An 18,035-nucleotide genomic window follows, 5' to 3' on the forward strand; every position below is an offset into this window, starting at 1 on the left:
ACTATTCCTCGCGCAGCGCCCTGCGACGTAATTCTAGCTCCAGAAGTTCTCGGTTAATGCGCTGGAAGCCTTCCGGATCCCCGGCAGGATCCATGCGCTGGAGCTCCCCCATCTTCTCCGCTTTAAGGTGCGTGATCTGCAGCTCGAAGAGGCGGTTGATGATGTCGTTGCAGTAGCGCATGAGCGCCTCGTTGCTGTTGGCCGGCAACGGGGTGACGGCGAGTTCCGAGACAAATGAGCGCAACGGCTCGGGGACTTCCTGCCGGATCGCCTCGACCCATTGGGAGGGTGTGGCACCGGACTGCCCGGCGGCGCGCACCGCATCATGCACCGCAGCGTGGGCCGGGGCCATGAAGCGGGCATCATAGAACGCCTGCCATTGTTGTGCGGTCAGCTGCGCGGGTTGCTGCAGCACCACTTCCAGGGCTTCGCGTTCCATCCGGGAGACCGGGTCGCGCGGGTCCGGGCGGGAGTACGCCGGCCCCGAAGGCTGTTCCGTGGCGGCGTGGCCGGCGTTGCGTGAGGCCGGTTCGGCGGACTTGGGCATCTTGTTGCGGCGCACTGCCGCTCCCACGGCCCGGTTGACGTCCTCCATGTCCATGCCCAGCCAGCCGGCCAACTCGCGGGCGTAGGCGGGCTGGATGGCGGAGTCTCGAATACCTGCCACGATCGGGGCACTGGTGCGCAACGCCTGAACCCTGCCCTCGACGGTGTTCAGGTTGTAGTTCTTCAGCCCGGCCTTGATCGCAAATTCAAACAGGGGACGTTTGGAATCGATGAGCTCACGGACCGCTTCGGGACCGCGGGTCTGGCGCAGGTCGCAGGGATCAGCGCCGGTGGGCTCCACCGACACGTAGGTTTGGGCGATGAACTTCTGGTCTTCCTCGAAGGCGCGCAGCGCGGCCTTCTGGCCTGCGGCGTCGCCGTCGAAGGTGAAGATGACTTCGCCGCCGGATCCGTCATCGCGCAGCAGCCGGCGGGCGATCTTGATGTGGTCCGCACCAAAGGCGGTACCGCAGGTGGCCACCGCCGTCCCGACGCCCGAGAGGTGGCAAGCCATCACGTCGGTGTAGCCCTCGACGACCACCAGTTGGCGGGTCTTGGTGATCTCGCGTTTGGCCAGGTCGACGCCGTAGAGGACCTGAGATTTCTTGTACAGCTGTGTCTCGGGGGTGTTGAGGTACTTGGGACCTTGGTCGTCCTCGTACAGCTTGCGTGCACCGAAGCCGATGGTCGCCCCGGTCAGGTCGCGGATGGGCCAGATGAGCCGGCCACGGAAACGATCGTAGATCCCGCGGTTGCCCTCGGAGAAAATTCCGGTGAGTTTGAGCTCCTCGTCCTGGAACCCGCGGCCGCGCAGGTGCTTGAGCGCCGCGTCCCAGCCCTGGGGTGCGTAGCCGACACCGAACTGGGCCGCAGCCTCGGCATCGAAGTCGCGCTCGGAGAGGAACTTCTGGCCCTCGGCCGCACCGGGGGTTGCCAGTTGTTCACGGAAGAATTCTTCGGCGATCTTGTGGGCATCGAGCAGGCGCTGGCGCCGTCCGATATCCTCGCGGCGCGGGCCCGATCCACCGTCCTCATAGTGCAGTTCGATGCCGGCGCGGGCGGCCAGCTGCTCAACGGTCTCGGAGAAGGTGCCATGGTCCATCTTTTGCAGGAAGGCAATGACGTCACCGGATTCCCCGCAGCCGAAGCAGTGGAACGTGCCGACCTGCGGACGCACGTGAAAGGACGGGGAACGCTCGTCGTGGAACGGGCACAGCCCCTTGTAGGAGCCGACACCCGCGGATTTGAGCGTCACATATCCGTCGATGACTTCCTTGATGTCCGTGCGGTTGCGGACTTCGTCGATATCTTCACGCTTAATCAGGCCTGCCATGCCCTCCAGTCTAATGACCTTTGCAAATGCGAGCGCCACCGGTCAGCCGGCTGTGGATCCAGGCGCGGGACCTTAGAACAGCGGGACGGAAAAGCTTTTGCCCAGCACCAAGGTGGAGTGCCATTCGATGGCCGAGGCATCGGTGAGCGAGGCCACCTGGTCGATGACCGCGCGCAGCCGGGCGGCGTCGTCTCCGGCGTCTCGCCAGTCTGCGGCAAAGATCGGTTCCAGGTATTTGTCCCCGGTCTCGGCCAGCAGGTTCACCAGTTCGGTCAGGGTTTCACGTTGCCGCGCATAGATCGGCTTGCGCTCGTCGCTGGTCATCACGAAGGCGGTCGCGAGGCCCTTCATGGCGGCGATCTCGTGCTCGGTGGATTCGGGGACGATCAGCGCTGCGTTGAAGCGGGTGAGCGCGCCGGGCCCGAACTGCTCGCGGGTGGCGTCGATGGCCGATTGACAGAACCTGCCGATGAATTGGCTGGTCATATCCTTCAGCGCGGCCATGGAGCGGCGTGAGCCGTCGCTGTGCGGCACCCACTCGTTGGTGGCTTCGAGGCGTTTGAAGGCCTCGTCGATGACCTCGTCCTCGACCTGCGGCAGGTACCACTGGCGGGTGAATCCGATGACCCGGGCGCGCTGGTCCGGGTCGTTGATCCAGCGCAGCTGGAAGCGCCCGGCGTTGATGGCGTCCTCGACGTCGTGCACCGAGTAGGAGATGTCATCGGCCAGGTCCATGACTTGGGCCTCGACACAGGTTTGCCGGGGTTGGGCACCGGAGCCGGCACGCAACCAGTCGAACACCGGGGCGTCGTCGGCGTACACGCCGAACTTTCCTGTTTGTTTACCGTTTTTTTGCGGGGCATCCGCGCGCAGCCACGGGTACTTGCACGCAGCATCTAGGGTGGCGCGGGTGAGGTTCAGCCCCGCGGAGGCACCGGTGTGCCTGAAGGTCTTGGTTTCGATACGGGTCAGCAGGCGCAGGGTCTGCGCGTTGCCCTCGAACCCGCCAATGCCGCCGGCCAGGTCGTTGAGCGCCGACTCCCCGTTGTGTCCGAAGGGCGGGTGGCCCAGATCGTGAGCCAGGCAGGCGGTATCCACCACGTCCGGGTCACAGCCCAAGGTGGCACCGAGCTCGCGGCCCACCTGGGCCACTTCTAGGGAGTGGGTCAGCCGGGTGCGTACGAAGTCGTCCGAGGACGGGGCAACGACCTGGGTCTTGGCGCCGAGCCGGCGTAGTGCCGAGGAATGCAGCACCCGGGCTCGGTCTCGTTCAAACGAGGTGCGGTAGGCCTTCTTGGGCGGTTCGGGGGCCCATCGTTCCTGGTCCGCTTCGCTGTATCCGGGTATATCCATGGTTGTTTTCCTTAGCCGCCGGAGATGTCGAGTTCGGCCGCGGCAATCATGGCTTTGTGGTTCTCGTTCATTTCGCGGGTCGAGAGCCAGCCGTCGGGCAAGTGGGTTTTCTTCGGGGAACCGGCGCGTCCGCGCTGACCCTCGGCGTCTTTGCCCGGGTAGGGCATGGAAAGATCCAGCTGGTCCAGCAACTCGCGCAGCACTTCAAGGGTCGGGACCTGGGCCAGTGCGGAGCGGATGTCGCTGCCCACTGGGTAGCCCTTGAAGTACCAGGCCATGTGCTTGCGGATGTCGCGCAGGCCCTTGAATTCATCTTCGAAGTACTCGGTCAGCAGCTCAGCGTGACGGTAGACCGTCTCGGCGACCTTGGCCAGGCCGGGACGGAAGCGAGTGTCGGTTCCTTCGAAGGCGGCCTGCAGGTCACCGAAGAGCCAGGGCCGGCCCATGCAGCCGCGGCCCACCACGATGCCGTCGACACCTGTCTGCTCGACCATGGCCACCGCATCCTCGGCACTCCAGATGTCCCCGTTGCCCAGCACCGGCATGTCGGGAAGGGCTTCGCGCAGGCGCGCAATGGCGTCCCAGTCGGCCTTGCCGGAGTAGTACTGGCTGGCGGTGCGCCCGTGCAGGGCCACAGCCGCAACACCGTGGTCACGGGCGATCTTGCCCGATTCGATGTAGGTGAGGTGGTCCTCGTTGATGCCCTTGCGCATCTTGATGGTCAAGGGCACATCGCCGCGGGCTGCCTCGGTGGTGGCAGCCTTGATGATGGCAGTGAACAGGTCGGTCTTCCAGGGAAGCGCCGCTCCCCCGCCCTTGCGGGTGACCTTGGGAACCGGGCAGCCGAAGTTCAAGTCGATATGGTCGGCGCGGTCTTCTTCGACAATCAGGCGCACTGCTGCGCCGACGGTCTTGGGGTCCACCCCGTAGAGCTGGATTGAGCGCAGGGATTCGTCGTCATCATGGGAGATGATGCGCATCGATTCGGTGTTTCGTTCCACCAAAGCCCGGGAGGTGACCATCTCCGTGACGTACACGCCGCCACCGTATTCGCGGCAGAGCCGTCGGAAGGCCTTGTTGGTGATGCCGGCCATGGGGGCCAGGATCACCGGGGTCTCAATGGTGTGCTTTCCCAGTTTTAACGGGGGCAGCTCAAGCTTCGCCGGGGTAGGCGCGGCGTTTTCGGGTGCATCGGCAATAACAGTCACCTACCTATTCTCTCAAATAGAAGCAAATCCGCGACGTTACTGGGCAGACTTGTGCATCACAGGGGAATATTCCGTGGGCTGTCACCATTCGACCATGTCTGAAAACGTTTGCAGGCAAAGGAAAACACGTGAACCCAATTACTTGGTCGCGTGGCGACGGCTTGGATGAACCGACCCAAGATAGACCACTTGATCCACCACGTAGAGGGATGACGTCCGACTGAACACAGCTACGATCGGTCCGACGACTCGACAGCGCGGAGGAGCCCCATGGGTCCAGGAGCATCGGATGGGTGGCATCAAACGGCGATCGGGACAGTCGGTCGGTTTGGAACTGGAGCTCGTGATCCCACTGGCGAGCCCCGCGCCAGTGCCATGGCCTTCGGTTAGCATGGCACTATGCGATGGTTTCTTTGATGAGGTGGGATGCGTCTTTTAGTACGCGTTCCTCTCCGGGGATACCCCGGGGTATGCAGTATTGCCTGATCCATGCACCGCAGGTGCGTCTCTGCGCTCCGCGCAGCACGGCACCCGCACAGATAGCTAGGTCATCGAGAAGCCATCGCACCCCATGACACCTGACTATGCCCCGGTGACTCGTGCCTCGGCAACGTTGAAGCGCACGCCCCACCCCACCGCGTCCTCCGTAGCAGCGATACTGGCGCAGGGCTTCCTCGGTTCCCCGCAGTGGTCAAAGACCGAACTCGTCAATGCCGGTACCCATGTATTAGGCGCAAGACGACGTTGGCTGGGTCCCCTGGCAACCCAGATTCTGCAGGTGTATCCACGGCCGCCGGTGGACGCTCCGCGCGAACTGGCCGCAGCGATCCTCCTGTGTGAGCCTTTCGCTGAGGCCGTAGCCAAGGCAATTCATCAACGAAAACCAATTCGCGTGGCCAACTTTGTACTTCGGCCTGCGGCAGCCCGGGAAAACAGTCAGCCCAGAGTTCCCCGCCTTGACACCCTGGCCAGTCTCGCGGCAATGCTTGAGCTCACATCCGGGGAGTTGGAATGGTTTGCTGATCCGCAGCATTGGAACCGGAGGGCAGATGGGAAGCTTCAGCATTACCGCTACGAGTGGCGGCAGCGCCCGGGCAGGCTTCCGCGTTTGCTGGAGATTCCTGCCCCGCGATTGCGGACCATTCAGAGAACCGTTCTGCGGGAACTGCTGTACCCCATTGAGCTCCATGGTGCCGCACACGGATTTGTTCCAGGCCGAAGCGCCGGCACAGGCGCGGCACAGCACACCGGTCAGGACGTGGTGGTCAGTTTAGATTTGGTGACATTTTTCGCCAAGGTCCCCGCCGGGCGGGTATTTGGCACGCTGCGGCAGGCTGGATTTACTGAAGCCGTAGCGCATCGACTCACCGGCATTTGCACGCACGCAGTTCCGCCTCGGGTACTGTCCCTGATGCCTCCCGGCGGCGACCTCAACGAGCGTTTTGCGTTACGACAGGCACTCTCACGGCCGCATCTTCCACAAGGTGCACCAACTTCACCCATGGTTGCCAATTTATCTTTACGGAGGCTGGATTCGCGCCTCTCGGGTCTCGCGGATAAGTTCGATGCTCGCTACACCCGCTATGCCGATGACCTTGCCTTTAGCGGCGGCATGGAACTAGGACGGCGTACCAAAGCTTTCATTCGGACTGCCACGAGCATCGTTGAAGCTGAGGGCCACGAAGCCAACCGGCTAAAGACACGTGTACGCCCAGCCAGTGTTCGGCAATTGGTAACATCCGTGGTGGTCAACAAGCACACCAATGTGACTCGTGCGGACTTTGACCGGCTCAAGGCAGTCCTCCACAACTGCCTTTCGTACGGACCAGAATCGCAAAACCGGGGAGCACACGCTGATTTCCGCAGCTACCTCCTGGGACATATTTCTTGGGTAGCCACTCTCAATCCAGACAGAGGAGCCAAACTGCTGCAGGAGTTTTATCGAATCCAGTGGTGAAGCGTCGAATTGATGCCCGGGCCCTGGCATCCCCCGTCAAGACTGATACCCATCGAAGCCGACCGCGTCTTCCACATACTTCGTGGTTATTGGCAGGCGAAACTAATTGTCGCCACCGGTCAGCTCTATGTTGAATCTGAACTTGTGGTTCTAAATTTTCTTCGTCGTCGTACTGAGGGCCCATAATTCCGAGCTGACATGGTGCTCTCCTACACTGAGTTCTGACTTTGACGATGTTGGCATTCTCCTATGCGTCAGGCTGGGGCGGCTCCACAGGGGTACAGGAAGTCCGTTTGATCCCGTGGGGCGAAAACCAGAAAACCAGTAATAACGTCCCGTTCAATTTTGTCAGCGGCAGACCAGAGTTGTCGTATGAGTAGTCCCGGACCGCGTGCTGCTCTAGTTCAATTTCATGATGGAATGATTTTTCGCTCGCACAGCTTGTAACTGACAGCGGGAGGCCCCGCACGTAACCATCGAACGGAGCAAACGTGTCCAAGAAGATCGGGTTTCTAACCTTCGGTCATTCGGGTGGTTCGAGCAACTCTCCCGTGCCCACCGGTGCCGATGCCGTACGCCAGATGCTTGATTTGGCCGTCGCTGCCGAGGAATCCGGATTCGACGGCGCCTGGATGCGAGTGCATCACTTCGGCAACTCACTTTCCGCCCCCTTCCCGCTGCTCGCTGCAATGGCGGCGAAGACCACCACCCTCGAGGTAGGTACCGGGGTGATCGACATGCGCTATGAGAATCCGTTGTACATGGCCGAGATGGCCGGGGCCACCGATGCCATCAGCAACGGGCGCCTGCAGCTGGGCATCAGCCGTGGTTCACCCGAGCCTGCCCGCGACGGGCAACACCAATTCGGATACGACCTGGAACCGGGCAACGACTGGGCCAACGAGACCCGCGAACGCGCCGCCCGCTTCCGTCACGCCATCACCGGAGCGGGCCTTGCCCATCCGGTTCCCGGCGGTCCTCACCACGATGCGGACGAACGGCTGCCGATCAACCCGATTTCCCCGGGGTTGGAAAACAGGATCTGGTGGGGCGCGGGAACCATCGGCGCCGGGCTGTGGACCGCCGCGGTGGGCATGAACCTGCTCTCCTCCACCCTGCTGCTCGAAGACGACGGCCGACCCTTCCACGTCTTGCAGGCCGACCAGCTGCGCCAGTACAAGGACGCCTATGCGGCCAGCGGACACAGCACCGGAGGGAAGACCGCGGTGACGCGCAGCGCCTTCCCTATCACCACGGACAAGGACGAAATCTACTTCGGACGCCGCGAAAGTGGCGACTCAGTCGGAGTCCTTGACGGCTCCCGGGCACGTTCGGGCCCCACCTACGCGGGCTCCCCCGAAGAGGTCGCGGCACAGTTCATGGCCGACGAGGCGATCTCCGAGGCCGACTATGTGCTGTTCGCACTCCCCAACCAACTGGGAGTGGACTACAACGCCCACGTCATGACCGAGATCGCGAACATCGCCAGGGAGATCGGTTGGAAGAAATAGCCAGCGTCCCGTTGCGGAACCTGCGCGCTAAGGCCCCTCCGACTCCTCAACAGCGATTAGTCGTCGGGTTTCCTGTCCCGGAGATCTTGGCTGATAAACTCCCCGCATGAGAATCAACAGAACATTCCTGTTGACCGCAGTGCTGCTCCTCGGTGCGTTCTCCTTAGTGCGCAGCCCTGAGGGCTTCCTCCGAATCCTAGGGTTCGTTTTCCTTGCAGGTGCTTGCCTCGTTCAGTTTCGGTTCCTCGTCAAGTCTGTCCTCGCCTATCGAAAGAGCCAAGTCCGCAAGGACTAGAGCAACGACTGGGTCTGGTTTTCGAGAGGCAGACCCACCGAGAATGCCACGCAACGAGAACTTATCAAGCGTCCCAACAGACTGGGAGCGGACTACAACGCCCGCGTCATGACCGTGATCGCGAACTTCGCCTGGGGAATCGGCTGGAAGAAACAGCTGTCCCCCCAAACAAAGTCCAGTCGAAGCAGCGCCACGCGAAAATAACCTCTCGGCGCTAGAAAAAGCGGCTCTCCTGACGTAAATGTGGGTGGCGTCATTTGTGGTACGGGAGCCGGGTGGTGACAGGCCCGCAAGCGAGCATGATCAGTGCCAGCGTGGCCTCCGGTGAATGGAACCCGTAGGAACGTCGGGTCATGGTCCTGATTTTGTTGTTTAGGCCCTCATGTTTGCCGTTGCTTATTTTGCGGGTAACCGCTTGGTAGATGCCCTCCATGTGTCCTCGCAGGGTAGCCCCGGTCTTCATGAAAGGGGCCATCCCACTGGCGGTTGCGGCGTCGCACCATTGACTGATCATGCCCATGACGTCCTCTGTTTCGAGGTCCCCGGCGAAGACCTCCCGCAAGGATTCCTTGAGCAGGTAGGCCTCCCACAGTTCCCCTCCGTCCTCCTCCATTTGCTTCAGGGTCGCGTCCTGCATATCGGTGAGCTTCCCGGGGTTTTTCAGCAGGGCCCAGCGGTTGCCCTTGTACTTTTTGGCGAAGGCCTGGTCCGGTAGTTCACGGGCCTTTTGCCAGAAGGCGCGACGGACGGCATCCAGGGCATTGGTGGCCAGCTGGACGCAGTGGAACGGGTCAATGCAGATGGCGGCATCGGGTGCATTCTTCGTTACTGATTTGATGAATGCCGCTCCCATGTCCATGCTGACTGCCTCGATGCTTTGAGTGTTTTCGGGGCCGATTTCCGTGAAAAATTTATCCAGGGTGGCGGCGTTCTTTCCGGCTGCTCCCCAGAGGATGGTGGAGGTTTCGTGGTCCGAAATCAGGGTGAGGTAGTTGTGGTGTTTCTTCCAGGAGATCTCGTCCACTCCCAGGCTCACCAGATTCTCAAAGCGTGTGTCATCGAGTTGTTCCTCCACGACGCGTTCACAGATGGCTCCGACGGTGCGCCAGGCGATCCTGGTGAAGGCCGAAACGCTGCTCTTGTCCGCCCGGGTGACCAGCCAGGCGACGAGGTCCTCGAAGTCTCGGGTGAATCTCGCGTTGGGGCGGGCGAAAGGAACGGCCTGGACCACGACTCCGTGCTCGGGGCAGCGCAGCCGCCGGCGAAGCATTTTCAGGACCAGTGGGGTGCCGCCCAGATCCAGGTGCCGCCACGTGGATTCGGCCCACCGGGTGTCGTATGCGGCCTTGGTGATGAAGGGGCAGTGCGGGCAGGAAAGCTTCTTCCGGGCGGTGAGTTTCACCGTGGCGATGACCGGGCCTTGACCATCGAATTCGACGGTGGTGATGTTGGTGCCGCTGAATTTGAGGACGCGATTGAGTAGAGTGGTAGCTCGCATGGGTAACTCCGGTGAAGTTTGATGGTTGAGGAACTTACAAACTTACCGGGTTGCCCATGCTTTCTCGTTTACCACGTTTTCTCTGACCCACATTTACGTCCGGAGAGCCGAAAAAGCCACCACCGCGGGCTCCTCCTGAGCACGAGCAGCTGCGCAAGATTAATGACGTTTACCCCTATGGTCAGTACCCCGACGCCATAGACAGACGGATAGAAGACGTGCCGGCGTGCTTGCTCAAATCACGGTGGAACCGTGTTCACTCAGCCTGCACCAAGCCAGTTTCCGCTCATTTCCTCCGCACGGCGCCAGCGTCCACAGATCCATTTCAGCGAATTCTGCTCGGCACCCCTCCGGATTATTGTGCTCGATGACTACTACCCGACCCCTCGAATAAGACGGAGTGCCCTCGGCCTGCTGCAAGTTCACGGCTGTTGCTCCGTGGCGAATCCATGCACCCTCGCCTGGCGGAATACTAGCGATCGTCTGTTGCCTTGATGCGGCGCAGGGCCCGCCGTAGGCTGATGACCCCACCGATAGCGGCCCCTCCGCCGAGCACCATCAACGCCAACCCAAGATAGTTTGGAAAGCTCCAGCCCGCAGTGGCGAGCGTTTGTAGATTGCTGGTCAGTTCGACCGCGGGATGTTCTCCCAGCCGGTAGGTGACGGGCTGGGCGATGATCTGATCCTTGGTGGGAAACTCATCAATCCAGCCGCGCTTGGAGTTGATGTTCGGATTGAAGCGGGGAAAGTGGTTCGTCTCTATGACGTGTTCCTGCCCCTCGGAACCAATAAACGTCAGTTCAACGGGGCCGGCACTCAACGAGCCACTTTCAATGCGTCCTACTTGGACCCGGGCATCGACTACGGTGCCCGGCAGGCCCGAAGATTGAAGATCTCGGGCGGTTGTTACAGGTTTGCTCCCGGTTTGAAACATTGTCTGCCCAAAGAGCACCAGTGCAACGGCGAATGCCAGAATGATGATTGAAGCGGTTCTCAGCGTTTTCGCGGGGAGCACGGGCGTTCTCTGTCTCATCGTTTCAGCGTAGTCTCCCCAGGAACCACAGGTCCGACGCACGCGGTGCACCACCGGGATTTATTTCATTAGGTGGGTGGCTGCTCATGCGCTGACCTTGCCCGTGGATGAGTCACCGCCCGGGATTTCAACCGGTTCGACACGGATCTGCTCACTGGATCGAGGCGAGCAGATCAGTGTCGACGTCCGTTTCCACAACACGCCCGCCAACGGTCAGTGGCTGATTAATCGGAACCGGAGGACCGAACGATGTCGCGCTCGGAGCCCGAGATTGTGACGGCAGAGCCCGGCTCCGGGTGATCCGTCATTGGTTTGGCAAAGCCCAGGATGCGGCGAGTGTTCAGGGACAACGAGTGCCTTTCAGCGGAGCGTCCACATCATTCATGGACCGGACGTCACTAGGCAAATGGTCCGTGGCAACACGCAATGGCAAGACTCTCGGCTCGCCACCAACAGCGGGTGAATTACCTTCCAATCGGAGTTTGTGGGGACCACGCAGAAGGTCCACAGGGGCTATGAGACGAAAACCCGGCGCACGTGGCGGAAGGTGCGACCGCCAGCGTGGCTGCAACGGTGGTTCGCCAGCGCCAGCCCGGCCCCCACCTGCCACTGCCGGCCAAAGTCGATGCCCGGCGACGAGTTTGGTCATCTTCGTCGGCCAAGCAATATCCACATGGTAGCGTGATCTATTGCGCCGACGATAAGGTTAGCGTTACCTAATCAATCGGATTGTTGAATGACCACTTTCCTGCAACGCCCGGCCGCTCCACGCGCAGCGGCGACCCCCGAGGCAGAACCCGCCGAGGAAAGCTCGGGCCTGGCGGATTCCAACACTTCCCGGCTCTCCGGGCTCCTGCTAGCCCTTGCCGCACTGTGCGCGGTTGTATTGCTTTCCCTGGCGGTTGGGGCCAAAGCGATTCCCCCCGTTGAGGTTTTTCGCGGCCTGGCCGGCAGCGGCAGCCCGGAGAATCTGGTGATCCTCAACGAGCTGAGGGTCCCGCGAACCATCGTCGGACTCATGGTCGGACTGGCCCTGGCGGTCGGCGGTGCGCTCATCCAGGCATTAACGCGCAACCCGCTGGCCGATCCTGGCATCCTGGGTGTCAACGCGGGCGCTGCTTTCGCCGTGGTGATTGCCGTCGCCGTATTCGGACTGACCTCGATCCAGGACTACATCTGGTTTGCCTTCGGCGGCGCAATCATCACCACCGTCGCCGTGTATGTGATCGGATCGCGTGGACGCGGCGGGGTGACACCGGTGCGACTGACACTTGCCGGGGTGGCGTTGGGCGCCGTGCTCGGTGGCATTTCCAACGGCATCACCTTGCTGAACCCAGCGGCGTTTGACCGCATGCGTTTTTGGGGCGCCGGCTCGCTGAACAACCGCACGCTTGAAATGGCGTTGACCATTGCACCGTTCATCGTCGTGGGCCTCATCATGGCCTTCTTCTGTGCCAGGGCCCTGAACGCGTTGTCGCTGGGCGACGATATGTCCCGCGCGCTGGGTGCCAACATCAACCGCACCCGCACCGTGGTGATCATTGCTGTGACGCTCCTGTGCGGAGCCGCCACCGCTGCCGCAGGCCCGATCGGGTTTATCGGGCTCATGATCCCCCACATCGCCCGTTGGATCGTGGGCCCTGACCAGCGCTGGATCATCCTCTACAGCTTGGCCATGGGCCCCATTCTCTTGTTGGTCTCCGACGTGGCGGGGCGGGTAGTCATCCCTCCCGGTGAATTGCAGGTCGGCGTCATCACCGCGTTCATCGGCGCCCCGGTGTTGATCTGGCTGGTCCGCCGCAGCAAGGTGAGTGGGCTGTGAGCGCGTGGACTCGGGTGGCGACACCTCCTGAAACCGGTGTGGATTTCGGCCCCGGTCACAAGATCCTGACCTCGCGCACCGGCCGTTTCACCCTGCGTCTGGAACTGCGAACCATGCTGGTTTGCTCCGTGCTGGCGATTGCGGGAATCGCACTGGCGCTCTATGCTCTGGCGACCGGAGACTTCACGTTGACTCTGGGCGAGGTGGTCCGCACCTTGCTTGGCCAGGGCAGCGAGCAGAGCGAACTTGTGGTCCTCACGTGGCGTCTGCCGCGGGTCCTGATGGCCCTGCTGCTCGGGGCCGCACTGGGTGCCAGCGGTGCGATCTTCCAGTCCATGACCCGCAACCCCCTGGGCAGCCCGGACATCATTGGCTTTAACACCGGTGCCTACACCGGCGCACTGCTGGTCATCCTGGTGCTCGGCGGCGGCTACCTTCAGGTCGCCGTCGGCGCCTTGGCCGGGGGTCTGGCCACCGCCGCGATGGTGTACCTCTTGGCCTACAAGCGCGGTTCCCAGGGCTTCAGGCTCATCATCGTCGGCATTGCCTTCAGCGCCTTCCTCGCCTCGGTGAACACCTGGCTGATCCTGCGCGCCAACCTCGAAGAAGCCATGTCTGCAGCTATCTGGGGCGCCGGTTCGCTTAATGCCATCGGCTGGGAACAGGGGGTGCCGGCACTGCTTGTCACGGCTGTTTTCTTTGCCGCGGCCGCCGCCTTGGCTCCGCGGATGAAGATGATGGAAATGGGTGACGACGCGGCCAGCGCCCTGGGAATCCGTGTGGAATCCTCCCGGCTACTGCTGATGGTGGTCGGGGTCGGCCTCACCGCATTGGCCACCGCCGCGGCCGGTCCCATTGCCTTCATCGCCTTAGCTGCCCCACAGGTGGCCCGGCGCCTCGCGCGCACCCCGGGGGTCCGTATGGCACCTGCTGCGGTTCTCGGCGCAGTGCTGTTGCTGGCCAGCGACCTGATCGCCCAACGGGCCTTCACCGATACGGCATTGCCGGTCGGAGTGGTCACCGTCAGCCTCGGCGGCGCCTACCTGATCTGGCTGCTGATCCGCGAGGCCAAACGACAATGAGAGGAACCACAGAGCAGATGAACACCAACACCACCACGGTGTCCACGTCACCGGCCGGCACCCTGGCGCGCACCGGAACCGCCCCAGCACCAAACCCCGCCCCGACCGCAGGCCGGCTCTCCGGACACGACCTGACCCTGGGCTACGATCAACGCGTCATCTCCAAGGATTTGAACGTCTGCGTGCCGGACGGTTCCTTCACCGTGATCATCGGGCCGAATGCCTGTGGCAAGTCCACGCTGTTGCGCGCCCTCTCCCGGTTGCTGAAGCCCAGCTCCGGACGGGTGATCCTGGACGGCAAGCCGATCCATTCAATCCCGGCCAAACAGGTCGCCACGCGGCTGGGGCTGCTGCCGCAGAGTTCGATCTCCCCCGATGGCATCACCGTCGCGGACCTCGTGGCCCGCGGCCGCTACCCCCACCAGAAGATCCTCTCCCGGTGGTCCGATGACGACGAGGCAGCAACCATCGAGGCGCTGCGCGCCACCAACACCACCGAACTCTCCCGACGGCTGGTGGACGAGCTCTCCGGTGGACAACGCCAACGCGTCTGGGTGGCCATGGTCCTCGCCCAGCAAACCCCGCTGCTCCTGCTTGATGAACCCACAACCTTCCTGGACATCGCCCACCAAATCGAAATCATGGAGCTGTGCCGGAAGCTGAACCGCGGCAGCGGACATACCATCGTCGCGGTGCTGCACGATTTGAACCATGCCTGCCGCTACGCCAACCATCTGATCGCGATGAAGGACGGTGCGATCATCGCCGAAGGCGCCCCGGCCGAGATCGTGACCGAGAAACTGGTCGAGGAGGTCTTCGGCCTGCCCTGCCGCATCATTCAGGACCCCGTCTCCCACACCCCGCTGGTCATCCCGCTGGGCCACCCCGAGGAGTAGGCCCGGCACCGGGATTCTCCCCCACGAACACCCACCAAAGTCGGCCGGTTCCCGGTCGGCCCGCACCGCTGCAAAGGAATACCCGCACCATGAGAACACCCACCCGTCGTACCTTCCTGACCGCGACATCAATGGCCGCATTAATCGCGCTGACCGGGTGCGGCGCATCCAACGGTGCCGCGGCAGACACTTCCACTGCCACGAGTCCCTCCTCCGGCCCGTGGAGCTTCACAGATACCGGGTTCTCCAAGACCACCACCCTGGATGAAGCGCCCGATTCGATTGTCGTTGATGCCTATTCCGCCGCGGCCCTGTGGGATTACGGGGTACGCCCCACCGGAGTCTTCGGCTTCGGGCTTACCGAGGAAGGTGGCCTGTCCGTGGGCAACGCCGATGTCAGCCAGATGGCCATCGTCGGCAAGGACGCCGAGTTCAACCTCGAGAAGCTACTCTCCCTGAAACCGGACGTCATCGTCGGCTTCGGCAACACCGACGGCTCCGGGTGGACCTGGTGGGACGAGAAGGTCCAATCGGATGCCACCGCGACGGCCCCGTTCCTGCCCGTGAAGTTCGGCAGCCGCCCCGTCCAGGAGGTCATCGAGGACTACGCATCGTTGGCCAAGGCCCTGGGTGGGGACATCGAATCCGAGGCGGCGATTTCCGCCAAGAACGCATTCAACGAACGCCTGGCGACCCTCAAGACCTTGGCCCAGGAGAAACCGGAGCTAAAGATCATTGCCCTCAACGGCTACGACGAACTGTATGTCGGCCAAAAATCCCTGGGCCAGCTGGCGCTGCTGGAGGAACTGGGCTTCACCCTCACCGGGCCCACCGACAAAAGCGGCTGGGCCTCACTGAGCTGGGAAAAGGTCGGCGACTACCCAGCCGACATCGTGCTCAGCTACTCCGGCACCGCCGAACAGGTCAAGGACCACCCGGTATTCAGTGCCCTGCCCGCGGTGAAGGCCGGACAGGTCGTCGAATGGGATGACAAGCGTCCCTTCACCTACGCCAGCTACGTGCAGTGGTTCGATGAGCTGATCGAGGTCCTCGAGGCCGCCGAACCCGTGGCGTCTTAACCGATTTTCCGCGGGTTCCCGGCGGGCGCCGTGCGGCGCGACGACTGTTGGCCGCCCGGCCGTTCCCGCCGCCGGGGTCCGCTTCATCGGGCCCCTGCGGCGGGAAAGTTTTTGCCTTCGGTTGCCTGGTTCCGGCAACCGGTTGGCCACCGGCTCGGTGGCCCGATTCCCGCTCCGCCCGCCGATTGGCATATCCTCGGTGGTGGACGCCGCCCGCATTGTGCACCGCGGCGCTGCAGCAGTCGTTTGCCCGCTAGGCGCGACTGAAAGGAATACGGACGGGACGGCCCGTTCGAAACACTGAACACGAGGACGACCTCGTGGAATAGGGTTCATCCCCATGCTTTCCACTACCAACCGATCCATTTTCACGCGCTCGGCCATGATGCGCCTGGGCATCGGCTGGGGCGCGGTCCTTGCAATGCTGGCTGCCGGGCCACTGCTCGAAGCCCCGCTGCCCGGCGCGCCACTGGTGCTGGTCCTTGCCGCAATCGTCGGTGTCATCCTCATTTGTTCTTTCGGCGTGGTGCACGAGGCAGAGCACCTCGCCCGCCGGCTTGGCGACCCCTACGGCTCCTTGGTGCTGACACTCTCGATCGTGCTGATCGAGGTGGTGCTCATTTCCGCGGTCATGCTTGGGCCCGGTGAGCATGCCACGATCGCCCGTGACTCGGTGATGGCCGTGTCGATGATTATCCTCAATGCTGTCATTGGGCTGTCCCTGCTGGTCGGCGGCATCAGGCACGGGGATATGGAACACAACCGCACCGGAGCCTCCGCCTACCTCGGCATGCTCGTCGTCTTGGTTTCCTTGGCCTTCGCCTTGCCCGCCTTGATCGGAGACGCGGGTTCCTACACGGTGGGCCAGGAAATCCCCATCATCGTCTTGACCCTTGGCCTCTATGCCTTCTTCCTCATCCGGCAGATGGGCCAGCAGGCCGAGAACTTCCGCGAAGTTGACCCGCGACTCCTCGCGGCCCCGTCGCTCGGAGCCGCTGTGCCGCGGGAGCGGGAACACATCACCGTCATCCTCGCCAAGCACCGCACCGAGATCCTGCTGCGGCTGGGGCTGCTGGTCGTGACGGTTTTGCCCATCGTGTTGCTCTCCCACGACATGGCCACGCTGCTCGATGACGGTCTGGACCGTCTCGGTGCCCCGGTGGCCCTGTCCGGCATCCTGATCGCGATGATCGTGTTCCTGCCCGAATCAATCACCTCGGTGCGCGCAGCAATGCAAGGAGAAATCCAACGGGTCAGCAACCTCTGCCACGGTGCCCTGGTCTCCACGGTCGGCCTGACGATTCCCGCGGTCCTGATCATCGGTCTGCTCACCGGCCAGCCGGTAGTTCTGGCCGAGTCCCCCGTGGGGCTGGCCCTGCTGGGCATCACGTTGCTGCTGTCGGTGGCGACTTTTGCAGCGAAGAAAGTCACAGCCGTCAGCGGCGCCGCCCACTTGGTGCTCTTCGCCGTCTACGGCATCACGGTGTTTTCATGATCTAGGCATTCCAACCCAGCAGACCGGTCGGTATCAGCGGCGGTCCACCGAACTGAAGGCCCTTGGTTCGCGTCCGCGGATGCTTCGGGGCTAAGCTACCCAACAACCTCTCGAGGGGAGGTTATGCGGCTATGCGAAGCGAACCACCCAGAGCGTGCGCGATCCTCGATAGCATGACCCCACCCGGAGCTTGTGCACCATTTTCGATGGCAGATATTACGGACTGACGGGTTCCGGCACGACGTGCCAACTCGGTCTGTGAGAGACCTGCTGCCTTCCTGGCACTGTAAACGAGTTCCGCCAGTTCCAGCCGAGCTTCGGCTTCGATGGCAGCAGCATCGTACTCTTCACGCTCGCCGGCAGTCATGGTCGACAGCGAATCGTCGCGAACCTTTTCCCAGGGTGTGCTGTTGGTCATCATGGTTTTTTCCTGCCCTTTTTCATAGCTTCATGTTTGTCAGCAGCTCGTGCCTTTTCATGTGCTGACTGAGCACGTCTGGCCCGAAGAATTTCCGCCCGCTCATTCAGCCGCTGCTTGCGGAACGTCGTCAATGTCACTGCCTGATGTTCCCGGTCAAGTACGTAAGTGATGCGCCTAGAAACGTCCTCGGCGACAAACCGCAACTCGTGCAGCCCATCGCCCAACGGCTTCGAATGGGGCATCCGCAACATATATCCGTAGGTGGCCAAGCGTTCGATGATCCGATCTGTGGCCGCCTTGCCCGACGGGCTCAATCCCACGTACCACGTGCGAACTTCGTCGGATAATAGTACCGTCCACCTCATATCCGAAGCATACCAAGGACAGGATATCCGAAGCTACGGATATCGGACATTCGGGATAACTTGAGTTCTGCTTCAGGAGCAAACAACGCTTCAGCCGGCGATGCGCCTTTTGCGACTGCCGTGATGACCCTTGGCGGAAAT

General features: G+C 62.3%; 14 protein-coding genes. 7 read left to right on the top strand and 7 right to left on the bottom strand.

Annotated elements, in window-relative coordinates:
• Nucleotide 1: 1 nt before the first annotated feature.
• The 3 genes from dnaG to dusB all read right to left on the bottom strand — a co-directional run bounded on the left by dnaG (nt 2) and on the right by dusB (nt 4,440).
• On the bottom strand, nt 2-1,879 hold the full coding sequence (gene dnaG / locus ADIAG_RS06005) for a DNA primase (RefSeq protein ID WP_043473689.1): 1,878 nt from the start codon (nt 1,877-1,879) through the stop codon (nt 2-4).
• 72 nt (nt 1,880-1,951) lie between these two features.
• A complete protein-coding gene (locus ADIAG_RS06010; protein ID WP_007270435.1) occupies nt 1,952-3,232 on the bottom strand; it encodes a deoxyguanosinetriphosphate triphosphohydrolase in 1,281 nt (426 codons plus the stop codon).
• A gap of 11 nt (nt 3,233-3,243) precedes the next feature.
• Complete coding sequence (gene dusB, locus ADIAG_RS06015; RefSeq protein ID WP_007270436.1) at nt 3,244-4,440, bottom strand: tRNA dihydrouridine synthase DusB; 1,197 nt, start codon at nt 4,438-4,440, stop codon at nt 3,244-3,246.
• 571 nt (nt 4,441-5,011) lie between these two features.
• On the opposite strand from dusB, the gene ADIAG_RS20805 reads away from it, so the two are divergent.
• Together ADIAG_RS20805 and ADIAG_RS06025 are read left to right on the top strand one after the other, a co-directional pair.
• Complete coding sequence (locus ADIAG_RS20805; protein ID WP_007270438.1) at nt 5,012-6,397, top strand: reverse transcriptase family protein; 1,386 nt, start codon at nt 5,012-5,014, stop codon at nt 6,395-6,397.
• A 491-nt stretch (nt 6,398-6,888) separates the two neighbouring features.
• A complete protein-coding gene (locus ADIAG_RS06025) occupies nt 6,889-7,908 on the top strand; it encodes an LLM class flavin-dependent oxidoreductase (RefSeq protein WP_007270439.1) in 1,020 nt (339 codons plus the stop codon).
• Nucleotides 7,909-8,456: 548 nt separating this feature from the next.
• Here ADIAG_RS06025 and ADIAG_RS06035 read toward each other — a convergent pair.
• Together ADIAG_RS06035 and ADIAG_RS21365 are read right to left on the bottom strand one after the other, a co-directional pair.
• Nucleotides 8,457-9,701 carry an ISL3 family transposase gene (locus tag ADIAG_RS06035; RefSeq protein WP_007270440.1) on the bottom strand — a complete coding sequence of 415 codons (1,245 nt, stop codon included), beginning with the start codon at nt 9,699-9,701 and terminating at the stop codon, nt 8,457-8,459.
• Between the two features lie 472 nt (nt 9,702-10,173).
• Nucleotides 10,174-10,734, bottom strand: a complete 561-nt coding sequence (locus ADIAG_RS21365; protein ID WP_161623940.1) for a hypothetical protein — start codon at nt 10,732-10,734, stop codon at nt 10,174-10,176.
• A gap of 736 nt (nt 10,735-11,470) precedes the next feature.
• Here ADIAG_RS21365 and ADIAG_RS06045 point away from each other — a divergent pair.
• The 5 genes from ADIAG_RS06045 (at nt 11,471) to ADIAG_RS06065 (ending at nt 17,108) form a co-directional block, all read left to right on the top strand.
• On the top strand, nt 11,471-12,556 hold the full coding sequence (locus ADIAG_RS06045) for an iron chelate uptake ABC transporter family permease subunit (RefSeq protein ID WP_007270442.1): 1,086 nt from the start codon (nt 11,471-11,473) through the stop codon (nt 12,554-12,556).
• Entirely contained in the window at nt 12,553-13,638 is a 1,086-nt protein-coding gene (gene fepG / locus ADIAG_RS06050) for an iron-enterobactin ABC transporter permease (protein ID WP_007270443.1), read from the top strand. The genes ADIAG_RS06045 and fepG overlap by 4 nt, the downstream gene beginning before the upstream one ends.
• 17 nt (nt 13,639-13,655) lie before the next feature.
• Nucleotides 13,656-14,534, top strand: coding sequence for an ABC transporter ATP-binding protein (locus ADIAG_RS06055; RefSeq protein WP_152426069.1), 879 nt, complete (start codon nt 13,656-13,658; stop codon nt 14,532-14,534).
• Between the two features lie 89 nt (nt 14,535-14,623).
• Nucleotides 14,624-15,613 (top strand): ABC transporter substrate-binding protein, encoded by a 990-nt coding sequence (locus ADIAG_RS06060; RefSeq protein ID WP_007270445.1) that lies wholly within the window; start codon nt 14,624-14,626, stop codon nt 15,611-15,613.
• 340 nt (nt 15,614-15,953) lie between these two features.
• Nucleotides 15,954-17,108, top strand: coding sequence for a calcium:proton antiporter (locus ADIAG_RS06065; protein WP_007270446.1), 1,155 nt, complete (start codon nt 15,954-15,956; stop codon nt 17,106-17,108).
• Between the two features lie 121 nt (nt 17,109-17,229).
• Here the strand turns inward: ADIAG_RS06065 and ADIAG_RS06070 are convergent, their stop codons facing one another.
• Together ADIAG_RS06070 and ADIAG_RS06075 are read right to left on the bottom strand one after the other, a co-directional pair.
• Nucleotides 17,230-17,529, bottom strand: coding sequence for a helix-turn-helix domain-containing protein (locus tag ADIAG_RS06070; RefSeq protein ID WP_007270447.1), 300 nt, complete (start codon nt 17,527-17,529; stop codon nt 17,230-17,232).
• Nucleotides 17,526-17,894: a type II toxin-antitoxin system RelE/ParE family toxin gene (locus tag ADIAG_RS06075; RefSeq protein WP_007270448.1), complete on the bottom strand. Its 369-nt coding sequence runs from the start codon at nt 17,892-17,894 to the stop codon at nt 17,526-17,528. The genes ADIAG_RS06070 and ADIAG_RS06075 overlap by 4 nt, the downstream gene beginning before the upstream one ends.
• Nucleotides 17,895-18,035 lie beyond the last annotated feature (141 nt).

This window comes from Paeniglutamicibacter gangotriensis Lz1y (genome assembly GCF_000348945.1).
GTDB lineage: Bacteria > Actinomycetota > Actinomycetes > Actinomycetales > Micrococcaceae > Paeniglutamicibacter > Paeniglutamicibacter gangotriensis.